We start from the raw sequence: 16620 nt of genomic DNA on the forward strand, positions 1-16620 counted from the left end.
ACCTTGACATGAGGCACCCCGCCCCTCAGCCGAGGTCAGCGACCTCGGCCCTCAGGCATTGAGCAGCGAGCGCAGGTTGCGCACGTACCGCTCGAATGCCACCCGCCCCTCAAGAGTCAACGCCAGGAAGGTGGCGGGACTCCGTCCAGCGTAGGTCTTGTTCTGCTGGACATACCCTGCCGCCTCCAGCTTGGACAGGTGGGTTGACAGATTGCCGGCGGTCATACCCAGCAGCTCACGCAGACGCGGGAAGTGCAGCTCGTCGCCGGCGGGCACGGCGGCCAGGGTCGCCATGATCCGCAGACGGGCCTGGGCGTGAATGACCGGATCGATGTCGACGCCGGACGCGGCGGAGGCTCCCGCACCGGCCGGCTCCACCGGCTTCGCCGCCCAGGTCCCGGAACCCACCGACCCCTCCGACTTCACTCTCCGAGACTTCTCGGCCACGTCAGACACCTCTCTTTGTTCCCATCGCGACACTGACGACGGCGGCCACCAGCATGCCGCCCCCACCGGCCACGGACATGATCCACCAGGCCCAGGGCATCCCGGCAATCGTGACCACCAGGGTGATCAGAAGGATCCAGCCACCCAGGACCCCCATGACCGTCTCATCCCACAGTGCGGCGCTCATGAGGAAGATGACGCCGACGACGAGGCAGGGCACGGCGTTGGACACCACGCTGGCGACCTCATTGGCCTGACCCGTGTTGACGGCGGCCAGGAGGACGTTCAGTCGGCTCAGGATGACGGCACCCAGCGACATCCCGAGAGTCCAGGCGAGGCCGCAGTAGGTTCCCTCGCGGCTGCTTCGACCGCGAACGCCGCGAGCCTTAGGGATGATGTAGGCGAAGGTGAAGAGCAGCGCCGCCGCGAGACAGCCGCAGAAGAACAGGTACGGCACCCTCGGCAGGCCATAGTCCGGCTCGCGATAGAGGGCGAGCGCGGCGTAACCGACCAGCCAGGCCAGCCCCCAGGCAGTCAGGAGCGGAGCCGCCTTGATCTCATGGCGCTTGAGATAGGTGCTCCGCTGGGCGTCAACGACAGCGAGAGCCTCTTCAGGTCCCGCCGGAACCTCGTGGTGCTGAGTAGCAGCACTCATGATGAACCCCCTTACTCAAAGTGGTTTGCATTTCAAACCAACTCCAGGATAAGGCCATCGAGTTTGTTATGCAAACTACTTTGAACAACGATCACTCACACACGCGGGTCCTCCCGTCGTAGGAGGGCTTGCACAGGGTTGACTTCTAGAATCGGCCCTATGACAGATGCGGCACCCGGCTCACCCTCGTCGTCAGCCGGCCTCACCGACGCCCCGGCGCTCACCGAGCCGCCCGCAGCGCCGCCCACTGCCGCCACTGAAGCCTCCGCCTCGTCAGCCGCCTCCTCACCCGCCTCCACGCCGTCGGCCGGATCGGCTTCCACCTCACCGGTGGGCATCCCGGTCATCGGCGTCGCGCCGGCGTCCGAGCCCGCCCCGGCTTCCGACCCCGCCTCCCCCTGCTCGACGACGCTCCTGGTGGACACCACCGCGCACCGCCTGCGCCGTACCGAGGACCTGCTCGACCTCACCCTGACCCTTCTGGGCATCGGCGCCGTCCTCATCCTGGCGATCTACGCCCGCCAGACCACGACCGGCGTCACCCAGGACGTCCAGAACGCCCTGGCGGTGGTGCTGCGTCGCATCCTCGTCTTCCCCCTGCAGGCCGTTGAGGGCCTGACCACCTTCATCGTGCCGCTGGCCGTCCTGCTCGACCGCCTCCTGCGCCGCTCCTGGCGCTCCTGCGGCCAGGCGGTCCTGTCGGGAATCGCCGGCTACGCGGTCGCCGTCGCCGCGATGACCGGCCTGGTCATGTGGGGGCCAACGGCCCTGGTCATGGGGCTGACGGTCACCGCCTCGGGGACCGCCCAGCTGGGCGTCTCCACCGTCTTCGCCTCCATGGCCGGGCTGCTGACGGGCGCCGGCGACCGCAACAGCTCGACGACGATGCGCTCGGGCTGGGCGGCCCTGTGGGTGATCCTCGGCATGGCCGTCCTGCGCGGCGCCTTGACGCTGCCGGGCGCGGTGCTCTCCCTCCTGCTGGGCCGCTCCGTCGGCCTGCTGGTCCGTTACGTCTTCGGCGTGGAGGACCGCCGGGCCCACGGGGTCACGCTCGTGCGCGCGCTGCGACGGGCCGGGATCGACGCCGTGCGTGTGGTCCGCATGGACCGCGCCCCCGGGGCCCGCGCATGGGTCGTCACCACCGACGCTCCCCTGGGCTACACCGAGCAGGTCCGCGAGCAGGTGCGCGAGAACCCGCTGGCCGCGGGAGCCTCGACGGACGACGCCGGATCCGCTTCGGCCTCGATCGCGCCGCCGGCTCCCCAGGTCCCCGCCGACGACGATGCCGGCGCCGCCGCGCCGACCACCGAACCTGCTGCTGAACCAACTGCCGCGCTGGCGAGCCCGCCGACCGCCTCCCCCCTCGACCCGACGCCGTCGGACTCAGCGGACTCAAGCGGCGCCAACACGATCAGGCCGGCAACCGACGTCGACCTGGCCGCGGTCCTGGCCGAGGCCTCCAGCGACGCCCTGTCCCAGGAGCGGGCCTCGGTCCACCGGATGTACGCCGTGTGGGACTCGGCCGGCGAGCGCCGCAACGTCACCCTCCTCGACGCTGACCGGCAGGTGGCCGGGTTCCTCTCCAACATCTGGGACCAGATCCGCGTCAAGGGCCTGTCCCCCACCCGCGACCTGTCCCTGCGGCCTGCCGCCGAGCACGCCGCCCTCATGACGATGGAGGCGCGCCGCGCCCGCGTGCGCACCCCCGGTCTGCTGGGCATGGCCGAGGCCGCGGAGTCGGTACTGCTGGTGACCGACCACGTCGTCGGCGCCCGCTCCATCCGTGACCTGGGGGCCGAGGTCGACGACGACGTCCTCGACCAGCTGTGGAGCCAGCTCCAGCAGGCCCACGCCGCGGGCCTGGCGCACGGCAGCATCGACGCCTCGAGCGTCGTCGTCGACGAGTCCGGGCGACTGTGGCTCCTGGACTGGGCCTCGGGCGAGACCATCTCCTCCGAGCTCTCCCGCCGCGTGGACCTGGCTCAGGCCCTGGCCCTGACGGCACTGACGGTCGGCGCCGAGCGGGCCATCGACGCCGCCTCCCGATCACTGACCACCGCACAGCTGGCCTCGATCGCCCCCATGCTCCAGCGGGTGGTGCTGCCGCGTCAGACCCGCGAGGTCATGGGCCGACGCGGCGCCAGCCGACAGGTCCTTCAGGACCTGCGCGATGCTCTCGTGGCCCTCACCCCCACGGCCGACGCCGAGCCGGCCCGCCTCAACCGCTTCTCCACGCGCACCGTCCTCATGGCCGTGGTGGCCCTGGTAGCGGTGTGGACGCTGCTGGCACAGCTGGACTTCCAGCAGGTCTCCGCCGCCGTCTCGCAGGCCAACATCTGGTGGATGCTGGCGGCCCTGGCCTTCTCGGTGGCGACCTACGTGGGCGCCGGGCTCACACTGGTGGCCTTCAGCCCCGAACGGCTGTCACTGTGGCGCTCCACCGAGGTGCACCTGGCCAGCGCCGTCGTGTCACTGGTGGCGCCGGCCGGCGTGGGCGGGGCGGCCATCAACCTGCGCTTCCTCAACCGCAAGGGCGTGCCGACGGCGGTCGGCGTGGCCACGGTGGCCCTGGTCCAGGTGGTCCAGTTCATCGTCACGGTGGTGCTGCTCGTGGTGCTGGCGGCCATGACCGGCCAGTCGACGGGACTGACACTGCCGTCGGGCTGGGTCCTGGTCGCGGCCGGCGCCATCGTCGTGGTGGCGGCGGTCATCCTGGTCATCCCTCAGGCGCGCACCTGGGCGTGGGCCAAGATCGAACCCACGTATCGCCAGGTGTGGCCGCGGCTCGTATGGGTCATGTCCAACCCGATGCGCCTGGCCCTGGGGGTCGGCGGCGCACTCATGCTGAGTCTGTCCTACATCCTGTCCTTCAGCGCGAGCCTGTGGTCCTTCGGCTACACGGTGCCCTTCGCGGTCCTGGCCATCACCTACCTGGCCTCCAACACCGTGGGCTCGATCGTGCCCTCCCCCGGTGGTATCGGACCGGTCGAGCTCGCCCTGACCGCGGGGCTCGTCGCTGCCGGCGTCCCCTACGGGGTGGCGCTGTCGACGGCCATCGTCTACCGCCTGGTCACCTTCTGGATCCCGATCCCCGTGGGCTGGCTCAGCCTCCAGCGCCTCCAGAAGGTCGGGGATCTGTAGGGCCGCCGACGAGGTGCGGCGCTTCGAGTCCCAACCGGCATCCTGAGATCATCTGCCCGCACTGCACGAGATCCGGGCGCTACTGGCCGGGAGGTGGGTGCACTCCACGAGGGGCGGGGGTCTCGTGGAGTACGGACAGCCCCAGGCCAGTGCAACCCGAGGCTCGTGCAGTACACCCAGGGCTCACACCAACACACCATACGGCCTCTTAGTGCCCCATCACCAGGCCACCCAACGCCGGAATACTAACGAAAACTCACGCTGGCCTCCTATAACCTGCCAAGATGTCATGAATCAAGTTTGCAGACCCAACACAGGCGCGATGAGACGGATAGTCGCGTTGTCCGCCTGCACACCACCTGACATGAGCAACGTGTCACCGCCGGCGCGGGATTCATTCCATCGACTCACACAAAATCCCCAAAACACGGCGACGATCGCACCCTCAGAACATCACCGACACTTCGAAGTGCCCCACATAAAGTCACACATCTCGCCGAAGAAAGAGAGCGACATAAATCAGCATAAATAGCGCCGACCACAAGGAAAGAGTAAAAATAGCTGTCGCTGAACTAATCTCAGTAACATCATATGCCGGCATACCCAGAAGGCTTAGACTCGCCTGATCGGGAAGAAAGCGGATACCTTCATTCCATTGGATGACACCAGTAGCAACAACCATCGGAAGCGACACCAGAATCCCTAAAGACACAACAGAGCTTTTGAAGATTCCAGCCAAGCCAAAGGCAATAACTGACATGAACACGTAGGCTATCGTCCAGCAAACTTCATCCTGCATAAATTCCATCAAGCCACCATTGTTAGCAAAATAAATAATAAATCTGCCGGGCAAAGTGACCGTCAGCGATAAAGGCACAACAATATAAAGCAACGCAGCAAACTTTGCCAAAATAAATCGCCCTCTTGCAGGAACTGCGACGAGCGAAACTCGAATCTGTCCATCACGATACTCACCAGCAGCAGCATAAACAGGCAGAACAAGGAACGCATAAATTGGAGCAAACATAACAACGCCGAATGAGGACAATGAGGACGGCTCGCTTGACGCCCCGGTATAGAATGTCATACCCGACGCATCTATCGCCGAGAGAAGTATATTCAATACCAGCGTAATGAGCGCAAAATACGGGACGACCGGGTCGGTTAGCATTTTTATGCACTCAGCAAAGATAAGATCTCTGTTGCGTATCGCCGTCGATTCCTCATTCAAATTCATCGCGCATCCCTTCGCTTCAAGATGATAGTTGCCCCAGCAAACGAGACGATAATCCACCCTAGAAGGACGATCCCTCCTTGCAAAGAAGTTCCTGTGAGAGGAACAGGGTTATCTGTGCCCTGCAGAAGTAAGTTACGCGCAGCGCTAAGCGGTAAAAGTGCATCAACCTTTGGCGACACAACAGCCACAACCTGCATCATAGTAAGCATGATCATCACCATCGACGACACAACTCCAAACAAAGTGCGCCGGGCAATAAGTGTCAAACCTATAGGAAACAGCGTAAATGCGACCGCAAAGAGCAGAATGCGAAAAAAACTGCCAGACAATTCAGTCATTCCAAATAGTGTAATGTTAGTATCCCGGACCCCAAAATATATAAACAAGAATGCGACGGAGAACCATGAGAGCGATAAAATAAGCACATACAAGAACGCCGCCACAAATTTACCGACGATGAGTCTGCTTCTGTTTGGAACTGCTACAACACTCATTCCAAACTGCCCTGTTTTAAACTCAGAGCCAGCAATAACTGACCCTAGGATCACTAACAGAATTCCAGGATTAAAAATGCTTGCTTCCATGCTTTCCTTCAACTCTCCTAAAACATAAACCTCCGTCAATGCCTTTTGCTTAAAACTATCTGCAAGTTCCGTATATACACCAAAAACTTGATATTGAAAGAAAAGGAATGCAACAAATAGCGCGAAAGTAGTAACCCACGTGCTCGGAAGGGTGACTATTTTCGTCATCTCAGATCTAATGATGTGCACCATTCTCATTACCATTCACCCGCATTCTCACCGTCGGTTAGTGCAAAAAATGCATCCTCAAGTGAATTAAATCCCTCAGTGATCTGGTTAAGGGAGCCAGTGGACACTATTCGGCCTTTGTTAATAATAACTACATCGTCGACAGTTTCAGCGACTTCACTCATGAGGTGACTTGAGAGGAGAACAGTGTTACCTTCATTTGCGTAACGCCGAAGAAATCGCCTAATGAATCGTATGCCCTCTGGGTCAAGTCCATTCACAGGCTCGTCAAGAACTAGGACACTCGGCTTGCCCAATAATGCAGCGGCAAGCCCAAGCCTCTGCTTCATTCCAAGTGAGTACTTACCTACACGCGTTTTTGCTGCGTCGGTCAAGCCAACAACGTCAAGTACCTCCTTAATTCTCTGATGAGGAATTCGATTAGACTGGGCAATCCAGCGCAAATGATCCACTCCTCGCCGGCCGGCCACAGACGAAGCACCATCGAGCATAGCACCTAAGCTACGAAGAGGCTGTTTTAAAGTTACATAGGGCCTGCCCCCGACAAGAGCTTGTCCAGAATCAGCTCTATCGAGTCCAAGCAAAATACGCAATGTGGTGGACTTGCCGGCCCCGTTGGGACCGAGAAAACCAGTCACTCGTCCAGGACCGGCAACAAAACTCACGTCATTGACAGCCGTGTTCGAACCGTAACGCTTAGTAACGTTTCTAATCTCAATCATGACTCTCCTAACTCTGTAACCAGACGTGGCGACATGTATGCCGAACTTGTTCATTCTGTGAAGGTTATTCAGGGGAGGGTGTTGGGGTTTGGGTGGGTGTGTTATGCAGGGGTGATGGCTCGTTCCTGTGGGAGAATTCTTGTCGCCAGACAAAGCCCCTATGGAAACGAGCCATCGCCGTGAAGTGTACCACCGGGCTGAGTGCCCATCAGTTCGCCGAGCTGACCCAGTGGATCAGCCAGAGCAAACCGCTCCACACCATCCCGGCGATCCTCGGGGTGGCCGGGTCGCTGCAGGCGACGCTGATCTACCTGCGCCACAACCTTCCCCAGGCTGTCATCGGTGAGCTGCTCGGCGTGTCCCAGCCCACCGTCTCCCGGGCCGTCAAGACCCTGACTGAGCTGGTCACCCGCGCCCTGGACGGCTACCTCATCACCGCCGAGGAGGTCGCCCCGGGCTGCGACTACGTCCTGGACGGCACCCTGATACCCTGCTGGAGCTGGAAGGCCCACCCCAAGCTGTGGTCGGGCAAGCACAAGCGCACCGGGCTCAACGTCCAGGTCCTGGTCACCCCCGCCGGTCGTCTGGTGTGGGTCTCGGATCCCTGCCCGGGCTCAACCCATGACGTCGCCGCCCTGGACGCCTCCGGCCTGCTCGAGGGCCTCGACGTCAGCGGGTGGGTCGCCGACAAGGGCTACATCGGACGAGGGATGATCACCCCACCAAGGAAGCCGGCCGGCAAAAAGCTCTCCGACACCGCCAAGAAGGTCAGCCGCAGCATCAACCGGGTCAGGTACATAGTCGAGCAGGTCAACGCCCACATCAAGACCTGGAAGATCCTCAAGGAGGACTACCGACGCCCCCTGAACACATTCCCACAAACCATCACAGCCACCCTCATGCTCTACACCTACACCACCACCCCCTGAATAACCTTCTGTATGTAGCCCAAAACAATAGACAACCCGACTGGTTTTAGCAAGCCGGCATTGCTACTCACAAGCAACGTTCACTATTCCTGCAACTATACTTCAACTTTTTTTAAGGGATCTATATGTAGACGTATAGTTTATCGATTGAGATTTAGACGCTACTTGTCAATATGCGGAATGCGCAGACAGGTCCCAAGCCGCGACCAAGACACAATATCATCATTGGGCCAGCATGGACTCGCACCTTATCCTTTTTCGAAACGACAAGCATTGACCGTCATTTCCAGTTCGGTTTAACCGAATCCAGCATTTTTCGCATGTCTGGATCGGAAAGACCACGACCATGAAGATGCTGCTGTCCCTGGTGGAGCCGAGCTCCGGCCGGGTGCTCATCGGCGGGCAACCGATGAACCGGAGCACTCGACGCCGGCACCTGGCCCACATCGGCTCGCTCATCGAGTCCCCGCCCGGTTACGGGCACCTCACCGGCGCCGAGAACATGAAAATCGTCCAGCGTCTGCTCGATCTTCCCAACCACTACGTCAAGGACGCGGTGGACACCGTGCGCCTGGGCGGGCAGATGGACAAGCGGGTCCGCGAGTACTCCCTGGGCATGAAGCAGCGCCTGGGTATCGCCATGGCGTTGGCGCGCAGGCCCTCGCTGCTCATCCTCGATGAGCCGACGAACGGCCTCGACCCCGCCGGTATCGAGGAGATTCGCCGGCTCCTGAGGTCGTTAGCGTCCGACGGCGTCACGGTCATCGTCTCCTCCCACCTGCTGGGCGAGATCGACCGCGTCGCCACCGTGCTGGGGATCGTCTCGCGAGGCGGGCTCCTCTTCCAGGGAACGCGCGCCGAGCTCATGAGCGCCTCCGCGCCGGACACGCTTCTGGGCTGCTCGCGCCCCCTTGCTGCCGCCCACCTCCTATCCACTCGGGGTGCGGCGTCCACCTATAAGCACGGGCTCCTGCGCGTCCCGGGCCTGAGCCAGCAAGCCACGGCCGACGTCGTCGCCCTCCTGGTCCGCGAGGGCATCGGGGTGCACGAGGTCCGCCAGGGGGAGCAGACCCTGGAAGACGTCTTCATGGCTCTCACTCAAGGAGGCGGGCTATGAGGGCCGCCATGACGGTGCGCACCGTGCGCAACGAGTACGCCAAGATGCGCCACCTGAGGATCGGGCTCATCGCCGCGATCCTCCTGCTGGGGGTCTGCGCGCTCACTGTTCTGTCGGCCTTGAGCTCGGGGCTGGTCGACCACCGGTTCGACGCCGACGGCGACGGGTGGCGGCTTCTCATGGCGAGTCTCCATGGCGCCGTCGGACTGACCTCGCCGCTTCTCCTGGCCGTCATGGCGAGCCGTCAGGTGGAGGTGGAGCACTTGGGGCAGGGCTGGATGTCCTCGGCGACCGCGGGCACCACCCTGGGCCGGCTGTGCCGGGCAAAGCTCCTTGCCTTGGGGCTACTCATCTCCCCCATCCCGGCGGCCTGGGGAGCGCTCGTGGTGATCGTTGGCCGCGCCGTCGGACTGACGGCGCCGGTGCCGGTTCCCCGGCTGCTCGCACTGGTAGCGGGTCTGGCGGCCATCAGCCTCGCCGTGCTGGGCGCGCAGCTGCTCGCCTCGGCGCGGGTGGAGAACCAGCTCGGGCCGCTGGCGCTGGGGCTGATCGGCATTCTCCTCAGCGTCTTCGCCCCGGTCATGCCGCTGTGGGCGCGGTACCTGAGCCCGTGGACCGCCTACGGGCTCATCGTCCCTGCGGACTTCGCCGGGACGGACCTGGTGGACCTCGATACGCACCTGGTCGGCCTCACGGTTCTGACCGGCGTCGGGAGCACGCTGTTTGCACTGGTCACTACCCGTTTCGATCATCAGGAGGTGTGAGATGTCCTCCGTCATCATCGAGTTCCTCAAGCTGCGCCGCTCGGCGAGCTGGGGCGTGGTACTCGTGCTGCCGACGGTCTCGGTCCTTTGCGCGTGCGTGCTCGTGCGTCCTACGGACTGGCAGCTCCTATGGGTGCGGTCCATCGGCTTCTACGGGATGGTGCTGCTGCCCGTATCCCTCGGCGTCCTGGCATCCCTCGTCTGGAGGGTTGAGCACCAGGGGTCCAACGGGCTGGCACTCATGAGCGGCCCCGTCCCCACGTGGAGGACGGTGGCGGCCAAGGCCGCTGCTGCCTGGCTGCTCGCGGCAGTCATGCAGTTCGTCCTGATGCTGGCCGCGACCACTGTCGGGGCACTCGTCCTCGGGCTGCCGGGCATTCTGCCGTCGCGGTACCTGGTCGCGGGACTGCTGATCGCCGTCGCCTGCGCACCCGTGTGCGCCCTCCAGTCGGGCCTGTCGGCCTTCACCCGGTCCTTCGCCGTGCCGGTGGCGATCGGCCTGGCACTGACGGGAGTGGGGACGACGGCGCTGCTGGTGCACATTCCGGCGGCCTGGCTCCTACCGCACGCCCTGGTCACCCGCACGACGCAGATCGGCGCCACCAGAGATGGTGCTGCCCTTGTCTTCGCCGCCCAGGACCTCACCTGGACGAGCGCTGCCGTCACGGTCGCCACTGGCGCGGTTCTGAGCGCAGTCGTCGTGCTGGTCACCTCTGCGGTGCTCAACCGCGTCGACTCCCGGACCTGAGGGCGCTGCCTCCGCGCGGGCGGGCCGAGTGCCCCCGGCCCGCCCACTCACTTCGGCGGCTACTCGCTGCCGTGGCAGGTCAGGCCCTCCTTGGGCATGGTGCCGGAGAGCAGGTAGGCGTCGATGGCATCGTTGACGCAGGGGGCGTCGCCGCCGTAGGCGGTGTGTCCGTTGCCCTCCCAGGTCAGCAGCTGGCCGGAGTCAAGCTGCTCGGCGAGGGACTTCGACCAGGCGTACGGGGTGGCCGGGTCCCCGGTGGTTCCCACGACGAGGATCGGCGCGGCGCCGTGGGCGTGGATCTGTGTGGGCTTGCGGGTCCCGTTGTGTCCCCAGACGCTGCACACCAGGTCCATGCCGACCGAGGTGTTCCCGAAGATCGGGGCCACGCGCTTGGCCTCCTCGTACTGTGCGGCCCAGGTGGCCGTGTCTCCCTCCACCGGGTAGTCCAGGCAGGTGACGGCCTGGAAGGCACCACCGCTGTCGTCCTTCGAGGTGGAGTCCTGCTCCTCCGCGACCGCGAAGGCCGAGCCGTCGTGGTGGTTGATGGCCTGGTCGAGGGCGCTGGTCAGGGGCGGCCAGTTCTGCTCGGTGGTATAGAGGTACTCGCTCAGGGCCGTGACGATGTCCGAGCCGGTCACCGTGCGGTTCGGGTCACTGGTCGGCAGGGGCGTGCTGTTGGCGGAGGTGATGAGGTTGCGGACCTGCTGGACTCCGGCGTCGGTGCCGCCGCTCAGCGGACAGCCGGTGGAGGCCTGACAGTAGTCGACGTAGGTACGCAGCGCCTGCTCGAAGCCCTTGGCCTGCCCCAGTCCCTGCTCGGCGAGGGACAGGGCGGGGTCGATGGCGCCGTCGAGCACTATGCGCCCCGTGTTGCCGGGGAAGTTCTCGGCGTAGACGGATGCGAGGTAGGTGCCGTAGGAGAAGCCCAGGTAGTTCAGCTTCTCCTGACCGGCCAGCGCCCGCAGGATGTCGAGGTCCCGGGCCGCGGAGACGGTGTCGACGTGGTCGAGCAGGGCGGCGGGCTTGGTGCCGGCAGCGCACTGGTCGGTCAGATCCTGGAAGGACTGCCGGGTCGCCTCTGACCACTCCTCGAAGGAGTCGCCACTCGAAGCGGTCCCGGCGGAGGCCACCGCGGAGGGTGTACCCGAGGCCGACGGCGACGCCGAGGCCTCCCCGGAGGCTGAGGGCTCAGCGGTGCTGTCGGCCGAGTCGTCATCGCTGGTGCAGGTGATGGCCGTGGAGGAGCCGACCCCGCGCGGGTCGAAGCCGATGATGTCGTAGGCACTCAGCAGATCGGGAGTGAAGGCGTTGCCCGCCCGTTCGGCGAAGGAGACCCCGGAGTCGCCAGGGCCACCGGGGTTGATGAACAGGGTGCCCTGCGAGTGGCCGTCGGTGGCGGCGCGCTTCTTCATGGCGATCGAGATGGTCTCGCCCTTGGGGTTGGCGTAGTCGAGGGGGACGGAGATGACGGCGCAGCTGAAGGTGGCGTCGTCGGTTTCCTCGGAGGCACCGGCCGTCCCGGTCGCGCTTCCGGAGCTCGGGGCGGCCGTTGCCTCCGCCGACGTCGTGGCAGCAGCGGCCGTTGTGGAGGCACTCGCCTGGGCGGTCTTCTCCGAAACCTTCTCCATGCCGTCGGTGGCGGCACAGGGGTACCAGTTGACGGCCTGGCGGTAGAAGGACTCCAGGCCGGAGGGAATCGGTCCCGGGACGCTGGCCGAGCCGCCCGCTGCGGGGGCGAGTCCCGTCCCACAGGCGCTCAGGCACCCACCGATGAGGACCGCCAAGGCACTGATCCCCGCACGTCGACGGCGCAGCGCGCCTCCTGCCGCAGCACGCCCTACAAACGCTCGTGCTGAAACGGCACGCCCCGAATCATCGGAGCAACACTTCCCTGTCATTGTCATGCCCGGCATCCTACAAAGACCACCTATGCCTGCCGCACAGCGTTCCTTCGCCCGCCACGAGGTCCCAGCGGCAACGACCACAGAACGAGGGCCGGCCGCTCCAAGGAACGGTCGCTCATCCGTTCGGATGATGCAGCAGGAAGATGACGTGAAGTCGCGATCGTGCGGTGACGCACACCGCTGACGTCAGTGGGGAGAACACTCCATACTCGAAATTTGTTTGACCTTCCAGCCCTGTCGTACGCTGTACCAACAAGAACCGATCGTGCGGTTATTTTTGACATGAGCCAGGAAGGGAAGGCTATCGTGACAGCAGCATTCCGTTCTACCCAGTCCACTCTTTTGACGCTTTTAAACTATGTCAAAAATTTCCGTCAAACCGTACCGACAGCCTACATTGTCATCAGCATAATTTTTGCACTCATCAATATCTCCCTATCAATGACGCGCGATGACATACTCTTCTCAGATACTCCATTCATCACGCTGGCACCTCTTTTATGTTCGTTCATCCCCTTCTTCCCCCGTTCGGCAAGCATTGCATACTCTGCGTGCTGGCTCGCCCTACTCATCGCACCACATGCATCCGTCAGCGACATGATAATAACCAATTTACTGTTTCATTTTTTTCTCGGTCGCTTTCTATCCAGAAATAAGGTAGCGCTAATTTTTCTATTCAACGAGGCGGCGTACGCACTCGCTCTCGCCGCCATACGTTCCTCAGCGCAGGGTATAAGGACCTTTCTTTTCAACGTTATCTCAGGCTTGATATTAATCACCATCGGCGTCACAGTTTGTCAGGCCGAAAAATATTGGAAAAACAAATTTCGCGCTACTGAGCAACGTTTAAGTGAAGTTCGAGACGAAATCGCTAAAGAGATGCACGATCTCGTTGCCTATTCCATGTCGCAAACCGTACTTCGCGCCCGCCTCGCAGCCGAAAATCCATCTTATCCTCAAGAAGCTCGTAATGACTTCTCTGCACTTGCCGGAACCGGGGCTGATGCACTGCATGAGTTGCGAATACTTCTTTATGCCCTACGAAAAGGAACCAAATATTCTTCGCCGCCTGCGCTTGAGGCGTCCATGCCGCCACGTCAAAGTATCGAGGCGTCCATGCGCCTCGTAGCACAAGATCTTCATGACGCAGGATTTCAGATAGAGTGTCATATCGCAGACAACGTGAATCTCAGCCGGGGTCAAATATCGATTTTATCTCGCGTTCTCAGGGAGATGGCAGCAAACATCATCCGACACGGTGACCCCAAAAAACCTGCAAGCCTTTTTATCTCTCAGAACCAGCAGCATATCCAGCTGCTCTCCGCCAACTCTGTGCGCGAGAGTCGAACCGCACCTCTACCTTCTTCTGGCATGGGCGTATTGGGCATGCAAGAACGACTGGCAGCACTTGGTGGCACACTCACGGCCTCAAATGAGGACGGAACATGGCTCGTCAGCGCAATCATTCCTATCCCCTCGATTAAGGACAAGGAGTACGTCGCATGATTGATGTCGGCATTGTCGATGATGACGCCCTTGTTCGCCATGTCCTCACCACGCTTCTCAATGCGCAGAGCGACATTTCTGTAGCCTGGACGGCCAGCGATGGGGAAGAAGTGATCCAACTTCTCGATTCGCCCGAGAATTCATCCGTCCAGGCCATTCTTCTTGACATTCAAATGCCCCGAATGGATGGGATCACCTTATCAACTATCGTTCATGAAAAGCTGCCAAACATCGCGATACTGATACTCACAACGTTTACCGACAGAGAACTGATCGACCGTACTCTGGCAGCTGGAGTGAACGGCTATATTGCCAAAGAAGACTCGATCGAGTCCATTGCCGGAGCAATTCGTCAAGCGGTCGGAGGAAATTTAGTACTATCCCCCGGGCCTGGAAATCGGCTACGCACGAGAACTCCATCAACGGCGGACGAAGCCAAACCAAAGCCCACTGAGGAGACGAAGGTCCCAGACGCCTCCGGCTCTCCCGAACTCAGCCACCTATCACCACGCGAAATCGAAGTGTTAAAACTCATGATTGAGGCCTTACCTAACAAGCAAATCGCCAGACGACTCAATGTCAGCGAGGCAACGGTGAAAACTCACGTTTCCACACTCATCGCTAAACTTGGAGTACACGATCGAGTAGGCGCAGTGGTCAAAGCGGTGCGTCACGGACTCGCCTAAACTTCCTCCGATAAACGATGCGTTAATTTTCGGAAGATTAGGAAAGATAAGCAAACAGTCGCGGTCATGAAATCACCAATGAAAAACATCGAATTATGGACGGTTCTGAGTCAGCGATGACCACAGGCTTCCGATGGTATGAGCCTTTAGAAAGACTCGACGACGACGGGGGATTGCGGCAGACTCGGCACGGTCGCCTACCTGCCCCGGAGCTGAAGCGGGAGGCCATTGCCATTGCGGTCGACCAGTAGCCCAGCAATGACCTGAGGCATCCCGTCACTCCTTGGAGTAGCGCTTTTCTTGAGGCCGCCCTCGTGGGGGCGGGCATCAGACTTGAGTTGCACAGTTTTAGTGCTCTGTTGGGATGTTGAGGGCGGTGAGGATGTCTTCGGCTTGGGGGGTCAGGGGGTCGGCGGCGGTGAGGTGGTGGCCGTTGAGGTTGATGGTGACGTCCTGGAGGGGTTTGAGGGCGCGGATGACGCGCTTGATGCTGATCCCGGTGGCCTCCTGGATGTAGCGGGCGACGGCCAGGGAGGCCATCACCACGGTCGGTGAGCCCAGGTGGCCTCACGCTGGTGGTGGAAGACGGGACGGGCTCTCAGGTCGTGCCTGCTCATCCGAAAAGACGGACCGGGCGTGCCACAGCTCGTGATACGAGGAGACGACCCCACCAGCGTCCATCAGATGCGAGGAAATGTTGGTGACGTAGCCCTTGAGACCTACCAGGGACCGGGCCCTGGCGATGGAGGCCTCATCCAGGGTCGCGTCACCGACGTGGACGGTGACAAAACGCGTGCCCTTGGGACGCCTCTCACCGGCGATGACGCCCCGGGCCCGGTTGGCCTGAGCGGTCAGGGTCTGGTTGTCCCGGGCCGCGCGCTTCTTGGAGTACGCCCATACCGCTCTCCACGAGCCTGGATGGGTGTGCGGGTCCCACACCGGCTCATGACGCCTGCTGACGTCGCGCTGGCTCCTGGAGCCCCTTCTGGGGGTGATGGTGTCGATGACCTGACCGTCGGCGGGGGTGTCGCCTTCCCAGTGGAAGTGGGCCTCCAGATCCCCGGGGGCACGGACCTGTCGGGCCCCAACGATGAACCGCAGCCGGGCGTCGTCCAGGGCCTTGAGGTTGGCCGCCGAGAGCATGCCGGCATCAGCGACCACCACAAGCTCCTCAATACCGTGGGCGGCCTGGAAGGCCTCCACCACCGGGATGATCGTGGTGGTCTCAGCCTTGTTGCCCTCCCAGCAGCCGACCTGGAGAGGAAAACCATGACGGTCGACCAGCAGGCCCACGATGATCTGGGGGTCGACCCTCCTCTCCTTGGAGTAACCGACCTTGCGCAGGTCGTCCTCACGCTCGGCCTCGAAGTAGAGGGTGGTCACGTCATACAGGCACAGGGCCAGGCCCCTGGTGGCGGTGACGTGCTCGAACAGAGCCCCAGACAGGCTCTCGCGGTAGCCTCGCTCCTGAGCACGGGCCAGGGAGCGGAACAAGGTCCTGGTGCTGACCGGCTCCAGGCCCAGGTCACCCAGGACGCGGGGGACCTGGGCCTTAGAGGTCGGCTCGATCAGACGCGCCAGAACCATCTGCTCAAAGGCCCGATCACCCCCGACCGCCTCACCCAGCCCCAGACGCCTGTAGGCGCCGTGCAGGACCTCCCACAACAACCTGGAGTGCTTGGACTCCACCGAGGTAGTAGCCAGGCCGGTGCGTCCCGGTGCCGGCTCCAGGGCCTCCAGGTCCAGCAGCCCCTGGCCCTGCCAGGCGGCGATCTTCTGCCGACCGGCCTCCAGCAGGACCTCCAGCTCCGTCTCGTCGTGGGCTGACCCCAGGTGCTCCACGATCCGACGCACACCACCGGACTTGGACACGATCTGCACCGCCGTGGCCCCCGAGGCTGTCTTGACCTTGCGCACAAACGGGCTCACACCAGCCCACCATACGGGCTCTTAGTGCCCCACCACCAGACCCCGACGAGACTCATGAAGGA

At 62.5% G+C, this 16620-nt stretch carries 13 protein-coding genes and 1 pseudogene; 7 read left to right on the forward strand and 7 right to left on the reverse strand.

All coding sequences use genetic code 11. The features are described 5' to 3' along the window. Nucleotides 1–51: 51 nt before the first annotated feature. Nucleotides 52–447, reverse strand: a complete 396-nt coding sequence (locus tag BKH33_RS10980) for a winged helix-turn-helix domain-containing protein (RefSeq protein ID WP_050998556.1) — start codon at nucleotides 445–447, stop codon at nucleotides 52–54. 1 nt (nucleotide 448) lies between these two features. Then, nucleotides 449–1102 carry a hypothetical protein gene (locus tag BKH33_RS10985; protein WP_003785857.1) on the reverse strand — a complete coding sequence of 218 codons (654 nt, stop codon included), beginning with the start codon at nucleotides 1100–1102 and terminating at the stop codon, nucleotides 449–451. A 159-nt stretch (nucleotides 1103–1261) separates the two neighbouring features. On the opposite strand from BKH33_RS10985, the gene BKH33_RS10990 reads away from it, so the two are divergent. Further along, entirely contained in the window at nucleotides 1262–4243 is a 2982-nt protein-coding gene (locus BKH33_RS10990; protein WP_076142742.1) for a lysylphosphatidylglycerol synthase transmembrane domain-containing protein, read from the forward strand. A 484-nt stretch (nucleotides 4244–4727) separates the two neighbouring features. Here the strand turns inward: BKH33_RS10990 and BKH33_RS10995 are convergent, their stop codons facing one another. The 3 genes from BKH33_RS10995 to BKH33_RS11005 are packed head-to-tail and all read right to left on the reverse strand — an operon-like array spanning nucleotide 4728 to nucleotide 7029. Continuing rightward, a complete protein-coding gene (locus BKH33_RS10995; protein ID WP_003779707.1) occupies nucleotides 4728–5480 on the reverse strand; it encodes a hypothetical protein in 753 nt (250 codons plus the stop codon). Next, nucleotides 5477–6232: a hypothetical protein gene (locus tag BKH33_RS11000; protein ID WP_198482854.1), complete on the reverse strand. Its 756-nt coding sequence runs from the start codon at nucleotides 6230–6232 to the stop codon at nucleotides 5477–5479. Before BKH33_RS11000 ends, BKH33_RS10995 begins: the two co-directional genes overlap by 4 nt. 29 nt (nucleotides 6233–6261) lie before the next feature. Beyond that, nucleotides 6262–7029: an ABC transporter ATP-binding protein gene (locus BKH33_RS11005; protein WP_232621416.1), complete on the reverse strand. Its 768-nt coding sequence runs from the start codon at nucleotides 7027–7029 to the stop codon at nucleotides 6262–6264. Nucleotides 7030–7154: 125 nt separating this feature from the next. Between BKH33_RS11005 and BKH33_RS11010 the strand changes: the two genes are divergently transcribed. The 4 genes from BKH33_RS11010 (at nucleotide 7155) to BKH33_RS11025 (ending at nucleotide 10533) form a co-directional block, all read left to right on the forward strand. Next, complete coding sequence (locus tag BKH33_RS11010) at nucleotides 7155–7904, forward strand: transposase (RefSeq protein ID WP_232621415.1); 750 nt, start codon at nucleotides 7155–7157, stop codon at nucleotides 7902–7904. A 328-nt stretch (nucleotides 7905–8232) separates the two neighbouring features. Then, entirely contained in the window at nucleotides 8233–9021 is a 789-nt protein-coding gene (locus tag BKH33_RS11015; protein WP_256693544.1) for an ABC transporter ATP-binding protein, read from the forward strand. Beyond that, entirely contained in the window at nucleotides 9018–9785 is a 768-nt protein-coding gene (locus BKH33_RS11020) for an ABC-2 family transporter permease (RefSeq protein ID WP_076142744.1), read from the forward strand. The genes BKH33_RS11015 and BKH33_RS11020 overlap by 4 nt, the downstream gene beginning before the upstream one ends. 1 nt (nucleotide 9786) lies before the next feature. Then, entirely contained in the window at nucleotides 9787–10533 is a 747-nt protein-coding gene (locus BKH33_RS11025) for an ABC transporter permease (RefSeq protein WP_003785677.1), read from the forward strand. Between the two features lie 59 nt (nucleotides 10534–10592). On the opposite strand, the gene BKH33_RS11030 is transcribed toward BKH33_RS11025, so the two are convergent. Next, entirely contained in the window at nucleotides 10593–12446 is a 1854-nt protein-coding gene (locus BKH33_RS11030) for an alpha/beta hydrolase (RefSeq protein ID WP_003785675.1), read from the reverse strand. A 207-nt stretch (nucleotides 12447–12653) separates the two neighbouring features. Between BKH33_RS11030 and BKH33_RS13445 the strand changes: the two genes are divergently transcribed. Both BKH33_RS13445 and BKH33_RS11040 read left to right on the forward strand, forming a co-directional pair. Then, a complete protein-coding gene (locus BKH33_RS13445) occupies nucleotides 12654–13943 on the forward strand; it encodes a sensor histidine kinase (RefSeq protein WP_143228613.1) in 1290 nt (429 codons plus the stop codon). Further along, nucleotides 13940–14629 carry a response regulator gene (locus tag BKH33_RS11040; protein ID WP_003785674.1) on the forward strand — a complete coding sequence of 230 codons (690 nt, stop codon included), beginning with the start codon at nucleotides 13940–13942 and terminating at the stop codon, nucleotides 14627–14629. The genes BKH33_RS13445 and BKH33_RS11040 overlap by 4 nt, the downstream gene beginning before the upstream one ends. A gap of 348 nt (nucleotides 14630–14977) precedes the next feature. On the opposite strand, the pseudogene BKH33_RS11045 reads toward BKH33_RS11040, so the two are convergent. Further along, nucleotides 14978–16558: pseudogene (locus tag BKH33_RS11045) on the reverse strand (IS1634 family transposase). Nucleotides 16559–16620: the final 62 nt, after the last annotated feature.

Origin of the sequence: Actinomyces naeslundii (genome assembly GCF_001956585.1) — a bacterium.
Taxonomy (GTDB): domain Bacteria; phylum Actinomycetota; class Actinomycetes; order Actinomycetales; family Actinomycetaceae; genus Actinomyces; species Actinomyces naeslundii.